This window comes from Burkholderia sp. 9120 (genome assembly GCF_000745015.1).
Lineage (GTDB): Bacteria > Pseudomonadota > Gammaproteobacteria > Burkholderiales > Burkholderiaceae > Paraburkholderia.
Genome location: NZ_JQNA01000002.1, coordinates 3,686,386 through 3,702,673 on the forward strand (window position 1 = coordinate 3,686,386; position 16,288 = coordinate 3,702,673).

15 protein-coding genes and 2 pseudogenes are annotated in these 16,288 nt (G+C 62.9%); 12 read left to right on the forward strand and 5 right to left on the reverse strand.

Going from position 1 to position 16,288, the window contains the following annotated elements:
- The first annotated feature begins 18 nt into the window (after positions 1–18).
- Positions 19–1,959, forward strand: a complete 1,941-nt coding sequence (locus FA94_RS24760; RefSeq protein WP_035556175.1) for a TonB-dependent receptor domain-containing protein — start codon at positions 19–21, stop codon at positions 1,957–1,959.
- Positions 1,960–2,081: 122 nt separating this feature from the next.
- On the opposite strand, the gene FA94_RS24765 is transcribed toward FA94_RS24760, so the two are convergent.
- Both FA94_RS24765 and FA94_RS24770 read right to left on the reverse strand, forming a co-directional pair.
- Entirely contained in the window at positions 2,082–4,196 is a 2,115-nt protein-coding gene (locus FA94_RS24765) for a phosphocholine-specific phospholipase C (protein WP_035556177.1), read from the reverse strand.
- 27 nt (positions 4,197–4,223) lie between these two features.
- On the reverse strand, positions 4,224–4,409 hold the full coding sequence (locus FA94_RS24770; RefSeq protein WP_035556179.1) for a hypothetical protein: 186 nt from the start codon (positions 4,407–4,409) through the stop codon (positions 4,224–4,226).
- 196 nt (positions 4,410–4,605) lie between these two features.
- On the opposite strand from FA94_RS24770, the gene FA94_RS24775 reads away from it, so the two are divergent.
- Positions 4,606–4,947: a putative quinol monooxygenase gene (locus FA94_RS24775; protein ID WP_231585027.1), complete on the forward strand. Its 342-nt coding sequence runs from the start codon at positions 4,606–4,608 to the stop codon at positions 4,945–4,947.
- Between the two features lie 35 nt (positions 4,948–4,982).
- Here FA94_RS24775 and FA94_RS24780 read toward each other — a convergent pair whose 3' ends face one another.
- Positions 4,983–5,438, reverse strand: coding sequence for a hypothetical protein (locus FA94_RS24780; RefSeq protein WP_035556180.1), 456 nt, complete (start codon positions 5,436–5,438; stop codon positions 4,983–4,985).
- Positions 5,439–5,665: 227 nt separating this feature from the next.
- Here FA94_RS24780 and FA94_RS24785 point away from each other — a divergent pair, with 227 nt between their 5' ends.
- From FA94_RS24785 to FA94_RS37610, 6 genes and pseudogenes are all read left to right on the forward strand, one after another.
- Positions 5,666–6,727 (forward strand): catalase family peroxidase, encoded by a 1,062-nt coding sequence (locus FA94_RS24785; protein WP_035556182.1) that lies wholly within the window; start codon positions 5,666–5,668, stop codon positions 6,725–6,727.
- Complete coding sequence (locus tag FA94_RS24790; protein WP_035556184.1) at positions 6,724–7,257, forward strand: cytochrome b; 534 nt, start codon at positions 6,724–6,726, stop codon at positions 7,255–7,257. The genes FA94_RS24785 and FA94_RS24790 overlap by 4 nt, the downstream gene beginning before the upstream one ends.
- Before the next feature lie 34 nt (positions 7,258–7,291).
- The gene (locus tag FA94_RS24795) at positions 7,292–8,125 is read left to right on the forward strand and encodes a methyltransferase domain-containing protein (protein WP_035556186.1); all 834 of its coding nucleotides are present in this window, start codon (positions 7,292–7,294) and stop codon (positions 8,123–8,125) included.
- 211 nt (positions 8,126–8,336) lie between these two features.
- A complete protein-coding gene (locus FA94_RS24800) occupies positions 8,337–9,449 on the forward strand; it encodes an alkene reductase (protein WP_035556188.1) in 1,113 nt (370 codons plus the stop codon).
- Positions 9,450–9,612: 163 nt separating this feature from the next.
- A pseudogene (locus tag FA94_RS39235) lies at positions 9,613–9,756 on the forward strand (TetR/AcrR family transcriptional regulator); the annotation flags it as partial.
- Positions 9,751–10,005 (forward strand): annotated as a pseudogene (locus FA94_RS37610) (SDR family NAD(P)-dependent oxidoreductase); the annotation flags it as partial. The pseudogenes FA94_RS39235 and FA94_RS37610, both read left to right, overlap by 6 nt.
- 58 nt (positions 10,006–10,063) lie before the next feature.
- Here FA94_RS37610 and FA94_RS24810 read toward each other — a convergent pair.
- On the reverse strand, positions 10,064–10,978 hold the full coding sequence (locus FA94_RS24810) for a LysR family transcriptional regulator (RefSeq protein ID WP_035556190.1): 915 nt from the start codon (positions 10,976–10,978) through the stop codon (positions 10,064–10,066).
- A 209-nt stretch (positions 10,979–11,187) separates the two neighbouring features.
- Here FA94_RS24810 and FA94_RS24815 point away from each other — a divergent pair, with 209 nt between their 5' ends.
- The 4 genes from FA94_RS24815 to FA94_RS24830 all read left to right on the forward strand — a co-directional run bounded on the left by FA94_RS24815 (position 11,188) and on the right by FA94_RS24830 (position 15,171).
- Positions 11,188–12,054 (forward strand): NmrA family NAD(P)-binding protein, encoded by an 867-nt coding sequence (locus FA94_RS24815; RefSeq protein ID WP_035556192.1) that lies wholly within the window; start codon positions 11,188–11,190, stop codon positions 12,052–12,054.
- A gap of 85 nt (positions 12,055–12,139) precedes the next feature.
- On the forward strand, positions 12,140–12,427 hold the full coding sequence (locus FA94_RS39240) for an aldo/keto reductase (RefSeq protein WP_035556194.1): 288 nt from the start codon (positions 12,140–12,142) through the stop codon (positions 12,425–12,427).
- A gap of 21 nt (positions 12,428–12,448) precedes the next feature.
- Positions 12,449–14,116, forward strand: a complete 1,668-nt coding sequence (locus FA94_RS24825; protein ID WP_035556196.1) for an FAD-dependent oxidoreductase — start codon at positions 12,449–12,451, stop codon at positions 14,114–14,116.
- 140 nt (positions 14,117–14,256) lie between these two features.
- Positions 14,257–15,171 (forward strand): PhzF family phenazine biosynthesis protein, encoded by a 915-nt coding sequence (locus tag FA94_RS24830; RefSeq protein ID WP_035556198.1) that lies wholly within the window; start codon positions 14,257–14,259, stop codon positions 15,169–15,171.
- Between the two features lie 7 nt (positions 15,172–15,178).
- Here the strand turns inward: FA94_RS24830 and FA94_RS24835 are convergent, their stop codons facing one another.
- Complete coding sequence (locus FA94_RS24835; RefSeq protein ID WP_051980720.1) at positions 15,179–16,162, reverse strand: serine hydrolase domain-containing protein; 984 nt, start codon at positions 16,160–16,162, stop codon at positions 15,179–15,181.
- Between the last annotated feature and the right edge of the window lie 126 nt (positions 16,163–16,288).

Here is a 16,288-nt window from a genome sequence, read left to right on the forward strand (position 1 = left end):
ATCAGGCATTGGCTCACTATGAAGTTCCGTCATCTCCTCATTACGTCCGCGCTGACGGTTTCCTCAGTTTCCGCATGGCAAACGGCTCACGCCGCGGACGACGCGTCGCTATCGCCCGACGCACAACAGCCGGCTCAAACCACGCTGCCGAACATTCTCGTGACCGGCGATACGCAGCATCTGCCGCAATCGTTCGACCAACGCTATGCGTCGACGCAGGTGTTGAGCAAGGCGGATCTCGACCGTCTGTCGCCGGCTGATCCGAGCATCACGCAAGCGCTGGCGACGTTGCCCGGCGTGACCGTGTCGCAAAACGGCGGACCGGGCGCGACGGCGGCCGTCAGCATTCGCGGGTCGAGCGGCAGCCAGGTGGCGGTGTTCATCGACGGCATCCGGGTGGGTTCCGCGACGACGGGCCAGGCCTCGTGGGCCGATCTGCCGACCTCCGCGTTCGACCGCGTCGAAGTGATCTCGGGACCGGCCGCCGCGTCATTCGGCGCGGACGCGGTGGGCGGTGTCGTGCAACTCTTCACGAACCATGCGGCGAATCAGCCTAACCGGACCACGGTCTCGGTGGGCGGCGGTTCGAACAAGACGTTCGACACGCAAATCCGCACCTCGGGCAGCATTCCGTCCACGGGGCCGCTTTCGGCCTTGTCCGGGTTGACGTACTCGCTCGGTCTGCACGACTACAACACCGCAGGGATCGACGCCACCAAACCGTTCGCCTACGGGCACGAGGACGGCCGCAATCCGTACCACGCGCAAGACGTGGACGCGCGGCTCGGCTATGCGCGCGACAACTGGTCGATCTCGACCTTCGCGCTTTATCACAAGTCCACGTTTTCCTACGACAACGCCGGCGGCGACAACCAGCAGCTCGATCATCAACTGACGACAGGTATCGCGCTGCACGTCGATATCACGCCGTACACGCAGTTCGACCAGTCGGTCGGCTACGCGAACGACCGCCAGTTCCTCTACGCGAACGACCCGACCCTCGCCTCCGATGAAATCGACTCGACGCGTTTCAGCACGTCGACTTCGCTGACGCACCAGGAGCATGGGCATACGCTGTTCGGTTTGCCGTTGTCCGGCGAGACGAAGCTCGCTTATGACTTCTCGCGCGAGCAGGCCTTCCTGCCGATCGATATTCCGTCGGGCGTGCCGGCTCGCAACGATTCGGCGGTTTCGCTGCATCAGTCGGCCGTGCTCGGGGCGTTCACGCTGTTCCTCGCGGGCCGCCACGAGATCGTGCAAGGGCAGTCGGTCAATACCGGCAATGTCGCGCTCGCTTATGCGATCACGCCGGTTTATACCGCGCGTGTTTCGTATGGCAACGCGTTCCGTCTGCCGACGTTCAACGATCTGTATTACCCGGGTTTCTCGAACCCGAACCTGTCGCCCGAACGCAGTGATACGGTCGAAGCGGCGCTCGATGCTACGACGTCGATCGGTACGTTCACGGCCGCGTTGTACGACACGCGGGTGCATGACCTCATCACGTACGACCCGGTGACGTTTGCGCCGGTAAACGTGGGGCGCGCGCATATTCAGGGCATCGATCTGTCGTACCGTGGCACGCTCGGCCGCTCGACGCCGGTGAGCCTCGCGATCGGTCTGCTGAATCCGCAGGATGTTACCGACCGCACGTGGCTCAATCGTCGGCCGCGTCAGACGCTTAGCCTGAGCGTCGATCACACGTGGGACGAGTTTCATCTGCACGCGTTGAGCACCGGCGTGACGCTGCAGTACGGCGGCTCGACTTACGACGATCCGGCGAATACGACGTATCTGCCGTCGTACGCGACGGTCGGTCTGCGTGCCGCTTACACGGTCAATTCGCATCTGACGTTGTCCGCGTCGCTGTCGAATCTGTTCAATCATCAGTACTCGACCGCGTATGGCTATAACACGTTGGGTCGGACGGCATTCGGCAAGCTGGCGTATACGTTCTGATGTTTTTTGGCGGTGTGCTGAACTGACGAATCGCTGAACCGTACGCCGCAAAAAAACGTCTGCTACGCGCTCGCGTAGCAGACGTTCTAATTTGAAACTCAAACAGCGGCTTACCGCCTGAATCAGATCGCCGTCGTCACCGGCGCAACCGCGGCCGGGTCCGTAATGCTCGGCTTGCCGGTTTCGACGTGGCCGGCAATGCGCCGCACCCAGCTCGCGTTCCCCGCCACCGTGAACTGAAAGTCATACCACTGGCTGTTGCACGACAGGTCCCAGTGCGCCTCGGCCGTTTTTCCCGCCGGCACGGTCAGCGTTTGCGGCGGCGTGCCGTATGCGACGTCGGTGGCGGTGACGGTCAGCGGCGTGGTCCCCGCGTTGGCGAGCGTGACGTAGACGTTGCCGTTCGCCACGTCGTAGCAGGTCACCACATCCGGCTTCGCCGCGGCATCCGCGACCGCCGTCCCGCCAAAACGCCGGAAATAGCCGTTCGGACCGTACACGTTCACCATGTAGTTGCCGTTCGCATCCAGCGTCCACGTGTCGGTCAACTGCTTGCCGGCTTCGACGGTATAACGGCGCGGCATCGCGGTCGGGTCGCCCGTATAGACCCAGAAATGCGCGCCCTGCGTGCCGGTGTTGGCGAACGTCAACGCGTAGCCTTGCGCCTGCAACTGGCCGTTCACGTGCAATTCGTACGGCAGCGCGCGCGCTGGCCGCGTGCCGGGTTCCTGTGCGCTCACCAGTTGTTGCGCGGTGCTGGCGGGGGCGGCTTGCGCCGTCGGCCGCGCGCACTGCATGTCGGCTTGCGAGACGTAGGTCGTCGTGTTCGGCAGGGACGGCACGGTCGAGTCCGACTTCGAGAAGTCGAGCGCGGTGGTCAGGTCGCCGCAGATCGCGCGACGCCATGGCGAGATATTGGTTTCCATCACGCCGAAACGCTTCTCGATGAATTGCAGCACGGACGTGTGATCGAACACCTGCGAACAGACGAAGCCGCCTTTCGACCACGGCGACACGACCGTCATCGGCACGCGCGGGCCGAGGCCGTAGGGTAGGTTGTCGGCGGTGTAGGTGCTGGCCTGGGTCGCGGTCACGACGTTGTGACGTTCGAGCGAAATGTCCACCGTGCTCATGCCCGAGCCCGGCACCGTCGGCGCTTGCGGCGGCACGACGTGATCGAACAGGCCGTCGTTCTCGTCGTACATGATGAACAGGACGGTCTTGCTCCACACGTCGGGATTCGACGTCAGCGCGTCGAGGATCGTCGAGATGTAGTTCGCGCCGTACAGCGGCGTGAATTTCGGATGCTCCGAATAGGCCGCCGGCGGCAGCAGCCACGACACTTGCGGCAACGCGTTCGCCTGCACGTCGGCCTTCAACTGCGTCAGCGAGCGCGTGCTCATGCCGCGATTCGCCAGCGACGAACCCGCCGGCGCGTTCACGAAGTTCTGGAACGCGGCCAGCATGTTGGTGCCGTAATTGCCGGTGAAATTGTCGAAGCCCGTGCCTTGCTGATAGACCTGCCACGAGACGCCGGCCGTTTCGAGCCGCTCGGGGTAGGTGGTCCAGTTGAACGGCGCCAATTGAATGGCATCGAACTGGTTGTCGATGTAATCGGTATTGTCGAGCAACGGGCCGCCGCCGGTGGCCAGCGGATCGACCATGCCCGTCATCAGATACATGCGGTTCGGGTGCGTGTTGCCGGGGATCGAGCAGAAGTAGTTGTCGCACACGGTGAACGCATCGGCGAGCGCGTAGTGGAACGGAATGTCCGCGCGCTCGTGATAGCCCATCGTCATATTGGTCTTCTGCACCGCCCATTTGTCGGCGCGGCCGCTGTCGATCGCACCGTGCGTCGTGGCCCACGTATGCGGCAGGCCGCCGATACATTGCGCGTTGATGCCCGGATTCGTGGTGTCGTAGCGGAACGGCGCGATCACCTTGGTCTGATCTTCCTGGCGCGGCTGGAACCACACCGGCTGACCGTTCGGCAGCGTCACGGGAAAGCGGTCGTTATAGCCGCGCACGCCGCTCAGGTGACCGAGATAGTGGTCGAACGAACGGTTCTCCTGCATGAAGACGACGATATGCTGCACGTCCTGAATCGTGCCGGTGACCGAATTCGGCTCGATGGCCAGCGCCTTGCGAATCGACTCGGGAAACAGCGTGCTGGCGGCTGTCGCGCCGGCGAGGCCGGCGGACAGCTTCAAAAAATCTCGACGGGTTTTGGGGGCCATGCGAAGGACCTAATTGGAATTCTGATGTCAGGAGGCGGGCGAGACGGTGCCCGGAGGACAGCTCATATGCGTATTGGCGACGGGCGTATTGCCGCACGCGGATTTCGCCACGGGTGCCGCCGATGGCGACACGTTATCGCCGCAAGCGCCGAGCAGCGCGGTGGCGGCAATCAGGCCAGCGAGCGCGAGTGGACGGAATGCCAAACCCGGCATGAGTGTCTCCATGAAAGTGACTGAGGGGACGCGAGCGCGCGCCGGCGAGCGCGGCTCATTGGCGTCCGCGATGCCGAGAAGATAATTTCGAATTATTACGTGCGAGTGTCTCGTGGATAGAGAGATGTCGCTTTTTGACTTCGCGATTGATGAACTGAACTACTGATCCGTTAAGATCAATTCAGTTGCGCGAGCAATGTTCTTCAAAAACTATTCGAATGCCGAGGAGAAGTTGATGGCCGATGAAGTCATGCTGATGATTCTGATTCAAACGAAACCCGGACGAGGCGCGGAACAACTGGCGGCGTACCGTCAATTGGCGCCGATCGTTCGCGCGGAGGAGGGGTGTGTTCAATATGACTTACACCCCGTCGCGGGCGACGAGGACCGTTTCGTCCTGCTCGAAAAGTGGTCGTCAAAAGAAGCACTGGCGGTGCATGATGTCACCGCTCATATGATCGCGGCGGATGCGCATAGCCCTACGTTCAGGGCTGGACCCGCGACGGTGTTGCAGCTTGGAGCGACGAGCGTCGCGTAGGTTTATATCGAAGACTGATGGGTCACTTGAGTCGCTTACTGACCCGACGCATGCGTCCGGAGAAACGCCGCATAGCCATTCTGGGCGTTGATGATTTTCTCGGCGCACTCGTCATAGTCCGAACCTTGCTCGTTGTCCGGTCCGTACATGTTGCGGCACTGCGCGAACAGGGTGAGCGTCGCGCCCGCGCCCTTCGCGTCGCGGGTCGCCGAGAGCGCGGCCTTGCCTGAACGGGACGGCACGTCGGTCTCGATCGCGACGGCGTCGGCGCGCGTCACGGACGTGTCGGAATGTTGCTCGATATAACGCTTCGTCAGCGCCCACGCGGCGTCGCAGTTTGCCGGGGTGCAATTGACCGTGGCATTGCGTTGGGCAGCGGTCAGGCTTGCCTCGTCGTGGACGAATTGCTGGGCTTGCTGAGCCTGCTTTTCAGCAGACGAGCAAGCCGTGAGAGCGAGCGCAACGAGCGCAACGGTAGCGATCTTTTTCACGAGCGAGACTTCCCTGGCGATGGTCGAGCGCGATTATAGCCGTGCGCCGCCAGCAATCGCAGAATCGGACAGGGAGCCTGGTAACGCGGCAGGCGGGGCACGGCCGCATCGACATGGCGTCGAAAGGCGGTGAGCGGCAGTGAATGAGCGCGGTCCGCGGATCGATGGCACTATGGTCGCCAGCTTGCCGGACTTTCACCCAGCCGAATCCAGATCGGGAGAGATCGATGGCCGACAGACCGACTTCCAGCGCGTCCCCCGTTCGTTCGCTGGTACTGATTGCAGTCGTGGTGGCCGCGTTGGTCGCGGCCTTCGCCTTTACGGCCGGCTGGCTCTCGCCGGGCCGCCTGACGCCGACGAAGATCGTCAACAGCCTGGCGCCACCCGGCGGCCCGACGCTCGGCTTCCGCCGAAATCATGCGAAGGGCATCTGTTTTACCGGCAGCTTCGAATCGAACGGCGCGGCCGCGGCCCTGTCGACGGCGCCGATGCTGGCGCCCGGCTCGTACCCGGTCACCGGACGTTTCAACCTCGCCACGCCGGACCCCAAAGCGCCTGACGCCGCCGTTCGGGTGCGCGGCCTCAGCTTGCGCATCGTCGCGCCGGACGGGCGCGAATGGCGCACGGCGATGATCGATGCGCCGTTCTTTGCGGTCTCCACACCGCAGGCGTTCTACGGTCTGCTGCAGGCTTCGGCCAACAAGCAGGACCCGGACGCCATGAAGAATTTCATCGGCGCGCATCCGGAGTTCGGCGCGTTCGTCGCGTGGGCGGGGAGCGCGCCCTGGACGGCTTCGTACGCGGAGGAACGGTACAACAGCCTGAATAGCTTCATCTTCACGAATGCAGCCGGACAGGACCAGGCGGTGCGCTGGTCCTTCGTCCCCGCCGCGCAGCCCGAGGCCGTCCCGCACGATCAGTTGAAGGCGCGCGACGCCGACTTCCTCGCCGCGGACATCACGCAGCGGGTCCACAGTGCGCCGCAACACTGGACGTTGGTCTTCACGCTCGCCAATCCCGGCGACCCGACCGCGGACCCCACCAAAGCCTGGCCCGACGACCGACGCAAAGTGGAGGCGGGTACGCTGGTGGTCAATGCCATCGAACCGGAAGCCGACGGGCCGTGTCGGGATATCAACTTCGATCCGACCGTGCTGCCGCCCGGCATGCACGTCTCGGACGATCCGTTTCCCGCCGCGCGCTCGGCCGCCTATGCCGTCTCGTTCGACCGGCGGACCGCTGAAGACAAGGACTATCCGCACCATCCGGCGGGAGGAGCCACGCCATGAACCCGATCCACGATCGCTTCACACCGCTGCAGCGCGCGCTTCACTGGCTAATGGCGGTTTGCATTCTGGCGATGCTGTTCATCGGTGTCGGGATGGTGTCCACCGTGCGCCCGGATTATCTGTCGCTGGTGTCGATCCACAAACCGCTGGGCATGGTGATTCTCGTGCTGGCGCTCATTCGCCTGGTGGTGCGATTGACGCGCGGCGCACCGCCGTTGCCGACCTCGATGCCGGAGCCGATGAAGCTGGCCGCTCATCTGTCGCATCTCGCGTTTTACGTGCTGATGATTGCGTTGCCGCTACTGGGCTGGGGCATGTTGTCGGCCGCGGATTATCCGGTTGTGGTGTTCGGTGTTCAGTTGCCGTCTATCCTGCCGCATAGCAATGGGCTGCACACGCTGCTGTGGAATGCGCACCGAGTGCTCGCGCTATGCTTCTTCGCGCTGATCGTGCTTCATCTGGCGGCGGCGCTGTTGCATGCGCTGGTCCGGCGCGATGGTGTGTTTGAGACGATGGCGCGCTGGCGATGAGGGGCGCGTAGCGGTTTCATATTGGGAGTGATGCATGGGTGTGGTTTCACCGACCGAGCTTTACCTTCAGGATTTTCACCAGCGCGTCACGGGCGCGACGGGCGCTGCGTTCAACCACCTTCGCGCCCGCTATCGTCAGCGCGAGTATCCGTCGTCATATTACGTGCTGGCCTCGTTGGTACCCGATTCGGACGAGGCGCAAACGGTGCTCGACCTTGCCTGCGGCGACGGTCAATTACTGAAGCTGCTGGCTGAGCGTCGGCGGTCTTCGCTTCGACTGATGGGCGTGGACATGAGCCAGGGCGAACTGGACGCCGCGCGGGCCTGTCTGCCGGCGCACGTCGTGTTGCTGAAAGAGCGCGCGCAGCAACTATCGATAGAAACGGGCTCCGTGGATTGCGTGTTGTCCCACATGGCCATGATGCTCATGGACCACATCGACCAGGTGCTCGGTGAAATTCGGCGCGTTCTCCGTTCCGAAGGACATTTCGCCGCCGTCGTCGGGCGCACGTTCCTGCTCGGCGAGGCGAACGAGGTCTTCATGGACGTGTTCCGGCCAATCGCCAGGGAAGATCTGCCGCATTTGCCGTTTGGGGACAGTCGAACCCGAACCGAAGCCGGTTGGACCGAACTGCTCGAGCCGCATTTCAAAGAGATTCTGATCGAAGACGTCGACGTTGGCTGGGAGCCCACGCCGGAAGAGCTATGGCAATCGCTGACGGAAACGTATGACATCGACCGGCTCTCCGCGAATGCGCGAGAGCGCTTGCGTAGTAAATTACTGCAGGCGGTGTCCGCTCTGCGGCACGGTGACGGCAAAATCAGAACGGGTTGGGGCTTGCGACTGGTTCGCGCGCAGGCGGCATAAAACCATCATCAGATGAATCAAATGACGATCGCCCGTTTCGACGGGCGATTTGCGTTTATGGCGACCGTGAGGTTTTGAATTCGGCGCGGGAACTCGACGTGGCGTTGCACGGCACGCAACGCTGCCTTGCGCAGCGAACGGATTCTCTAAAAGGCGGCGCCCCCCTATCGTTGAGTCCATCGACAACCCACCTTCCCGATGGAACAACACAATGACCGCCCACCTTTTCAGCCCCCTCAAGCTCGGCCGCTTCTCGCTCGATCATCGCGTGGCCATGGCGCCGCTGACCCGCTCGCGGGCCGGCCAGCCCGGCAATGTGCCGACGTCGATGAACGTGGAGTATTACCGGCAACGTGCCGGCGCCGCGCTGATCATCACCGAAGCCACGCAGATCTCGCAGCAAGGGCAGGGCTATGCATGGACGCCTGGCATTTACACGCCGGAACAGGTCGACGCATGGCGCGCGGTCAGCGGCGCTGTGCATGCCGAAGGCGGCCGGATGTTTCTGCAACTGTGGCACGTCGGCCGCGTTTCGCATCCGGTGTTTCAGCCTGACGGCGGATTGCCGGTCGCGCCGAGCGCGATGCCCGTGCCCGGCAAAACCTTCATCGTCGACGCTGAAGGCAACGGCGTCTGGGGCGACATTCCCGTGTCGCAGGAACTGAGCGTCGCGGGCATCCGCGAGATCGTGGACGACTATCGCCGTGCCGCGCGCAATGCGATGTCGGCGGGCATGGACGGCGTGGAAATTCACGCGGGCAACGGCTATCTGCTCGATCAATTCATCAATAGCGCGAGCAACCATCGCGACGATGAATACGGCGGCAGTATCGAGAACCGCGCGCGCCTGCTGCTCGACGTCGTCGCAGCGGTGTGCGATGAAGTCGGCGCGCAAAACGTAGCGGTGCGCCTCACGCCGATGGGCCGCTTCATGGGCATGGGCGACGAGACGCCGGAAGCCACGTTCGGTTACATCGTGCGCCGTCTCGACGCATTGAACCTGGCGTATCTGCATCTCGTGGAACCGGCGATGGTCGGCACGGTCAAGGACCACGACGTGGATCCGCGCTGGGACGCGATCATCAAGCAACTGCGCAGCGAGTTTCGCGGCGTGCTGATGCTCGCGGGTGGCTACGACGCCGCGACCGCGGAAGCAGCGCTCGCGTCCGGCCGCGCCGACATCATTGCGTTTGGCCGGCCGTTCATCGCGAATCCCGATCTGCCGATCAGGTTGCGTGATCAACTACCGCTCAACGTGGCCGACAGCAGCACGTTCTTCGGTGGCGCTGAAGCGGGCTACATCGATTATCCGGCGCTGGTCTGAGGCTCGTCTGACGTGAGTGCCTGCGGTCACCGACGTTTCGGAGCCGCAGGTTGGTGGCGTCGCTGATCGAGGGCGTAGTTTGAGGGCGCGTTTCGCAACGTCGCAAAGATCACAGCGATTTCCATGACCATCGAGCCATCGGGCCATCGGGCCAAAATGCTATATGACGGTCATCATGAAAAAGCCATCCCTTCAGCCAAAACCCGCTAGCCGGAAGGAACTCACGCACGAGCGCATCGTGGAGGTCGCCGCGCGCGCGATCCGGCGTAGTGGCTATGACGGCACGGGCGTGGCCGACATCATGAAAACCAGCATAGCGCTCGTGACGGGCGCGTCGTCAGGAATCGGCGAAGCCACGGCAAAACGGCTGGCCCGAGCCGGCTACACGGTCTACGGCACCAGCCGCCATGGTACGCAAGGCGGCGAGCGCCCCGTCCAGATGCTGCCACTCGACGTGACCGACGAAGAATCGGTCGAAGCCGCGGTCAACGAGGTGCTGCGCTTGCACGGCCGAATCGACCTGCTGGTGAACCACGCGGGATCTGGCTTACGTCCAAACCGGACGGACCAAGGGAAAGGTCGTCATCAAGATCCGCTAGAAGGGGCGATAGCTTCTACCCCGCACCAGTCAACCCAATAATGAAATCAAGAAACACCCGCGTCTTAGCCGGCGTGTGGTGCCGCGACGGGTGATACGCGTAAAGCGGGAAACGCTCGTCCGGCCAGTCCGCGAAAAGCTGGACCAGCCGTCCCTCCTGAATCAGATGCTCGGATCCCAGCAGCAGCATCTGCGCAATGCCGGAGCCGGCCAGGCAGGCGTTGATGAGCGCGCTCGGATCATTGACCGTCAGCCGGCCATTCGTCTTGACAATCAGCTTCTTACGCTTGCGATGAAACTCCCACGGAAACGGCTTCCCGGTTTCCGGATTGCGGAACTCCAGGCATCGGTGCGCGCCGCTTTCCAGTTCCTGCGGCTCGGTAGGGCGCCCACGACGCGCCAGGTACGAGGGCGCCGCGACCGTCACAACCGGCGTGTCCAGAAGCTTCCGTGCCACCAGCGTGGATGAACGCGGTTCGCCGAATCGCAAGGCCAGATCGAAACCATCCACGATCAGATCGCCAAGCTGATCGCGCGCCATGAACTCGAGTTCGAGTTCGGGGTGCGCGTCCATGAAGGCATCGAGCCGCGTGCCCAGAATGACTCGCGACGAGACGGGATCGAGATTGATGCGCAGTTTCCCCCGCACGGTCGTGGCGCCGCCGGTGGCGGAGGCGGCCGCTTCCTCGATCCCTCTCAAGTGCGGCATGACCTGTTCGTAGAAACGCCGGCCTTCTTCGGTCAGCGAAACGGAGCGGGTCGTTCGATCGAAGAGCCGTATTTTCAGCCGCTTTTCGAGTCGCGCGATCGCCCGGCTCACGCCAGGCGGCGACATACCCATCAAATCGGCCGCGGCGGCGAACGTGCCCGCGTCGACCACCGCGGCGAACACGCCGATCCCGCTGGAGAGGTTTTCACTGGACGATCTCATCGGCGCTCCATTCCGGTCATTGACGCGATCTACGGTGGATTAGTAACTGTGTGTCACCTCACAAGTGTAATTCATGTCATTTAGTTTCTCTTCGCGTTTACCGACAATGCAGTTCAGCAACACGTCGCAGCGCGGGTCGCCTCAGTGGGACGGGCCTTCTGAGCGGACTACCCCTGCGCCGGCATTCAATCAGACAAGGAAACCAGATCATGTACGCAATCACTGGCATTACCGGCAAAGTCGGCGGCGCGCTGGCACACACGCTGCTCTCGGCCAATCTCCCCGTGCGCGCCGTCGTGCGCGATCCGGCGCGCGCGCAGGCATGGGCCGAGCGCGGCTGCGAACTGGCGGGCGCCCATATGGACGACGCCGCGTCGCTCACTGCGGCATTCGAAAGGGCCAGCGGCGTGTTTATCCTGCCGCCGTCCGAATTCGATCCGTCACCGGGCTTTCCCGAGGCACGCGTTTTCATCGACGCCGTGAAGACGGCACTCGTCGCGGCGCGTCCCGGCAAGGTGGTCTGTCTTTCGACGATCGGCGCACAAGCCGTCCAAGAGAATCTGCTGACCCAGCGCACGCTAATGGAAGAGGCACTCAACGAACTGCCGATGCCGGTGACGTTTCTACGTCCCGGCTGGTTCCTGGAAAACGCGGCATGGGACGTCGCCCCGGCGCGTGACGAAGGCGTGCTGCACAGTTTTCTGCAACCGCTCGACAAACCGGTCCCCATGGTCGCGACGGCGGATGTGGGCCGCGTCGCCGCGCAACTGCTGCAGGAGAGCTGGAGCGGCAAGCGCGTGGTGGAACTGGAAGGACCGCATCGCGTGAGTCCGAACGATCTTGCAGCGGCGTTCGCCGCGATTCTCGAACGCCCGGTTCGCGCCGAGATCGTTGCACGCGACACGTGGGAGTCGTTGTTTAGAGGGCAGGGCATGAAAGAGCCGATGCCGCGCATCCGGATGCTCGATGGTTTTAACGAAGGCTGGATCGACTTCGAAGGCGATGAGGCCAGCGTCATCAAGGGCCGTGTGACGCTGGAGACGGTATTGCGGGAACTGGTGTCGCAAGCCGGCTAAGGCGGCGCGCTTCGACTGAGGGGGGCTGGCATGCCAGCCCCCGCGTGCGTTTGGATCACATGCGTTTCTGATCAATGAGGTAGAGATGGAATACAGAACCTTGGGCCGCTCGGGCCTTCGCATCTCGCGCCTTTCGCTAGGCGCCATGACGTTTGGCACAGGCACTGGACTCGAACGGCTCGGCCGCGATCACATCGACCTGTTCCAGTTGCACGACCGCGACGCGCTGGTGCCGATCGAGGAGACGTTGCGCGCGGCTGAACTTCCCGCCGATCAATTCGGAAAAGGCCGACCCGATCGCGTGTCGCAACCCGAGGTAACCTATCCGCACTGGATGCAGCATTTCCACGACAGGGATCGCGTCCTGTCGTGATTCGACTTGACGGAGCCCACCATGAGCAAAGATTCTTCAGCCCCTTCGGGGGATTTGTCGTTAGGCGGCAGCCGACACCATCAGGTGTATCCCACGCTCGACGACAGACAACTGGCGATCCTGGAGCGATATGGTGAGCGACGCAAGCTGAAAGCGAACGACATTCTCTACGCCGAAGGCGAGCGGCACACGGCCATGTTCGTCATCCTGTCCGGCACGATCGAGGCAAGCCGAACTTCCGTTCGGGGCACTCAGGTCCTGGGCACGCATGGCCCCGGCAATTTCACGGGCGAGGTCGGCACGCTCGCCGGTCGCGCGGCCGCAGCCAATGCGCGCGCCATTTCCGATTGCGAGGTCCTCGTGATCGACGAGGAATCGCTGCGCACGCTGGTGGTGGCCGAAGCGGAGTTGAGCGAAACCATCATGCGTGCGTATATCCTGCGCCGGGTCGCTTTCATTCAGGGCATGCATGCCGGCGTGATGGTGATCGGCAGCACCGCCTCGGCCGCTACGCATCATGTGCGTCACTTTCTGAGCCGCAACGGTCAGCCGTCGGCGTACTTCGATATCGTCGAGCATGTCGAGACGAAAGACCTGCTGGCGCGTTATGACGTCACGGTCGCCGACATTCCCGTTGTGGTCACGTCGCAAGGCACGGTGCTGAGGCAGCCCAGCAACCGGGCCGTCGCCGATGCGATCGGTCTGAGTCCGGACCGGTTGAATGGCGAGTCCTTCGATCTCGTCGTGGTGGGCGCCGGGCCGGCCGGACTCGCGGCCGCGGTTTATGCCGCGTCGGAGGGATTGAAGGTCGCGGTGCTGGATGTCAAGGCACCAGGCGGCCAGGCCGGCACCAGTTCGAAGATCGAAAACTATTTCGGTTTTCCGACCGGCATATCGGGGCAGGCGCTGGCCGGCCGCGGCCTGTCGCAATGCCGCAAGTTCGGGGCTGAAGTCGGCGTGCCGATCGAGGCGTTGACGATCGACTGCGACGACGGCCGGGCCTTTCACATCGGGCTCAACTATGACGAGACGGTTCACGCGCGGGCTGTCGTCATCGCGACCGGCGCACGTTACCGGAAGCCGGAGATCAACCGGCTGGAGGAATTCGAAGGGCGCGGCATTTACTACAGCGCCACCTTCATGGAGGCGGCGCTCTGCAACAACCACGAGGTGATCGTGGTGGGCGGCGGGAATTCGGCCGGACAGGCCGCCGTCTTTCTCGCGAAGTTTGCCAGGCATGTGCATGTCGTGATTCGCGGCGAAGGACTCAGTGCGAGCATGTCGGATTACCTGATCCGACGCATCAACGTCGCGTCCAACATCACGATTCATGCGAAGACCACGATCGTCGAGTTGTGCGGCGAGTCGCAACTCGAAGCGATCAAGTGGGATCGGCAGGGCAAAATCGAACACCAGGCCGTGCGGCACGTGTTTCTTTTTCTGGGCGCGCAGCCCAGTACCAAGTGGCTCGGCAGTTGCGTCGCGCTGGACAAGGCGGGGTTCGTCTTGACGGGCGCGGCGACCGGCGGCGAATGGAAAGCGGAGCGGCCGCCGCATGATCTCGAGACCAGCACACCCGGCGTCTTTGCGGCCGGCGACGTGCGTAGCGGCTCCGTCAAGCGGGTGGCGGCGGCGGTGGGCGAGGGCGCAGCCGCTATTCAGGCAGTTCATCAATATCTCGCAAGCTGAGCGCGGTGGCCAGAGGTGGAGGGCGGTCGCCGCGTCGACGCCCTGGCCTAGCGAAACGCGGTACAACTGTGTCTGTCCTGGCGATGACGCATGGCGATAATGGGAAGATCGAAAAAACCGACCCATGAACCGAGGATGCCATGAATCGCCGCTATGTCACCGCCGATGTATTCACCGACGAGAAGTTCAAAGGCAATCCCGTCGCCATCGTGCTCGATGCTGCCGGCTTGTCGACTCGCCAGATGCAGGCCATCGCGAGCGAGTTCGGGTATAGCGAAACAACCTTTGTGTTGCCGCCGCGCGATGCTGCGAATACCGCGTGGGTGAGAATATTCACGCCGACTCGCGAGATTCCTTTTGCGGGACATCCCAACATCGGCACGGCGTTTGTGCTTGCCATGCAAGCTGTGTCGAACGGAAATCGACTGCCGGACCGGCTCGTCTTCGAGGAGCTGGCCGGCCTGGTTCCGGTCACTCAGTTGAAAGACGGGGAGACGGTGGTCGGTGCTGAACTGATTGCGCCCGAACCGTTGGCGAGGCTTTCGCAAGTCTCGGCGGAACGGGTGGCGGCGTGCCTCTCACTCAGCGCGCAGGACATTCGGATTGACGCTCACACGCCTCAGGTCGCGTCGGTGGGTCTCCCGTTTCTGGTCGTGGAACTGGCTTCCCGCGATGCGTTGAGGCGATGCGTTCCCGATCTCGTCGCGTATAAGAGTTTGCTTCCCCTCGATGGCGCCCTGTCCATCTACGCCTATACGCGCGAGATCGATCGCGCCGACGCAGAACAGGGCTGTGATCTGGCGGCGCGCATGTTCACGTCGCGCATGACGGAAGACCCGGCCACGGGTAGCGCGACAGCCGCCGCTACGGCGCTCATTGCTGATACGCGGGGCGTGTCGGCGCTGTCGCTATGCGTCGCTCAAGGCGTGGACATGGGGCGACCCAGCACGCTCTTTGCCAGCATCGACTCGCACGGTGGAAGTCCACTGATCCGCGTCGGTGGGAAATGCGTCACCGCTATGGAGGGATCGTTTGAACTTGAGGGTGAAGGCTGACCGTGCGTCAGCAATGGCTCTCTACCGCGTCACCGATTACACGCTCGACGATCGATACGAGTTCCGGCCGAGCGCTGCGAACGGTGGTGAATCCCGATACGGCAATGGCAAGCTGAGGCGCGTAATAGACCACCGTTCCCCAGAAGCCGGCATGTGAATAACATACGGTGCCCGCGATCTCATTGACGGCGATGCCTAGCCGATAGGTATCGGCGCCTTCATGTTCGCCTTGCCGAAGCATCTCGACCAGCGTTTGCGGCTTGTCGAATACGCGGCCTTCAAACAGATCTTGTGTCAACGCGGCAAGATCGCGCGCGGACGTGACCAGTCCTCCGCCACCATAGAGGTCCATGCTGGCATCGACGTCGGTAACGTCTATGTCGTCGAAGAATTGCCGTGCGCGAGGCTCAATCCCGGACGGCAGCTGTTCGAGTACTTCCCACCATGTCGAACGCAGTCCCCGTTGTTCAAAGCGCAACGCTTTTCGAACTGCTGCTGCAAGCGTTTGGCCCGTTGTCCGCTCAACGATATCGCCCAGCAGGATATAGCCCGTGTCGGAGTACTGAAACCGGGTGCCGGGTTCGCTTTGAGGCCCGGCGTATCGAGTCGATAAACGGACCTGCTCTTCGCGCGTCCATTGGTGGTGCGGCTCGGCAAGCACGGTCTGCATGAAACGCGGATCGTCGCCGTGATCGTAGAGTCCGGCGCTATGTGCCATGAGATGACGCACCATGATCCGCTCAGTGCGATAGCCGCCAGCTTGCAGCAGCGAGATCAGGCCCGGCGTTGCAACAGAAGCAATCGATGCATCAAGGTCGATCTCGCCTTGCTCCCACAACCTCAGCATGGCCGCCGCGACGAACGTCTTCGTATTGCTGGCGATCCGCAGCGGCGTGTCGACGGTCAACGGCCGGTTGATCGATGCGTCGGCCATGCCGGCCGCCGCACCAAACGGCGCCGGTATACCGTTGCCCGTGACGAACAGCGCCATGGGCGCACTCGCTGCGCTCAAGTCCGCGACAATTTTTTCTGATTTCAAATCCGTCTCCGCGATGAAAGCATGACGGGCGGCAGGCGCTTGTTCAAATGCGCCGGTAGACAGAGTCTTGCCGTGTCA

Bases quoted from the DNA above. Each gene is read 5' to 3' on its own strand.
- FA94_RS24760 (WP_035556175.1), top strand. From the start codon at position 19: ATGAAGTTCCGTCATCTCCTCATTACGTCCGCGCTGACGGTTTCCTCA.
- FA94_RS24765 (WP_035556177.1), bottom strand. From the start codon at position 4,196: ATGGCCCCCAAAACCCGTCGAGATTTTTTGAAGCTGTCCGCCGGCCTC.
- FA94_RS24770 (WP_035556179.1), bottom strand. From the start codon at position 4,409: ATGCCGGGTTTGGCATTCCGTCCACTCGCGCTCGCTGGCCTGATTGCC.
- FA94_RS24775 (WP_231585027.1), top strand. From the start codon at position 4,606: ATGTTCTTCAAAAACTATTCGAATGCCGAGGAGAAGTTGATGGCCGAT.
- FA94_RS24785 (WP_035556182.1), top strand. From the start codon at position 5,666: ATGGCCGACAGACCGACTTCCAGCGCGTCCCCCGTTCGTTCGCTGGTA.
- FA94_RS24790 (WP_035556184.1), top strand. From the start codon at position 6,724: ATGAACCCGATCCACGATCGCTTCACACCGCTGCAGCGCGCGCTTCAC.
- FA94_RS24795 (WP_035556186.1), top strand. From the start codon at position 7,292: ATGGGTGTGGTTTCACCGACCGAGCTTTACCTTCAGGATTTTCACCAG.
- FA94_RS24800 (WP_035556188.1), top strand. From the start codon at position 8,337: ATGACCGCCCACCTTTTCAGCCCCCTCAAGCTCGGCCGCTTCTCGCTC.
- FA94_RS24810 (WP_035556190.1), bottom strand. From the start codon at position 10,978: ATGAGATCGTCCAGTGAAAACCTCTCCAGCGGGATCGGCGTGTTCGCC.
- FA94_RS24815 (WP_035556192.1), top strand. From the start codon at position 11,188: ATGTACGCAATCACTGGCATTACCGGCAAAGTCGGCGGCGCGCTGGCA.
- FA94_RS39240 (WP_035556194.1), top strand. From the start codon at position 12,140: ATGGAATACAGAACCTTGGGCCGCTCGGGCCTTCGCATCTCGCGCCTT.
- FA94_RS24825 (WP_035556196.1), top strand. From the start codon at position 12,449: ATGAGCAAAGATTCTTCAGCCCCTTCGGGGGATTTGTCGTTAGGCGGC.
- FA94_RS24830 (WP_035556198.1), top strand. From the start codon at position 14,257: ATGAATCGCCGCTATGTCACCGCCGATGTATTCACCGACGAGAAGTTC.
- FA94_RS24835 (WP_051980720.1), bottom strand. From the start codon at position 16,162: ATGGCGCTGTTCGTCACGGGCAACGGTATACCGGCGCCGTTTGGTGCG.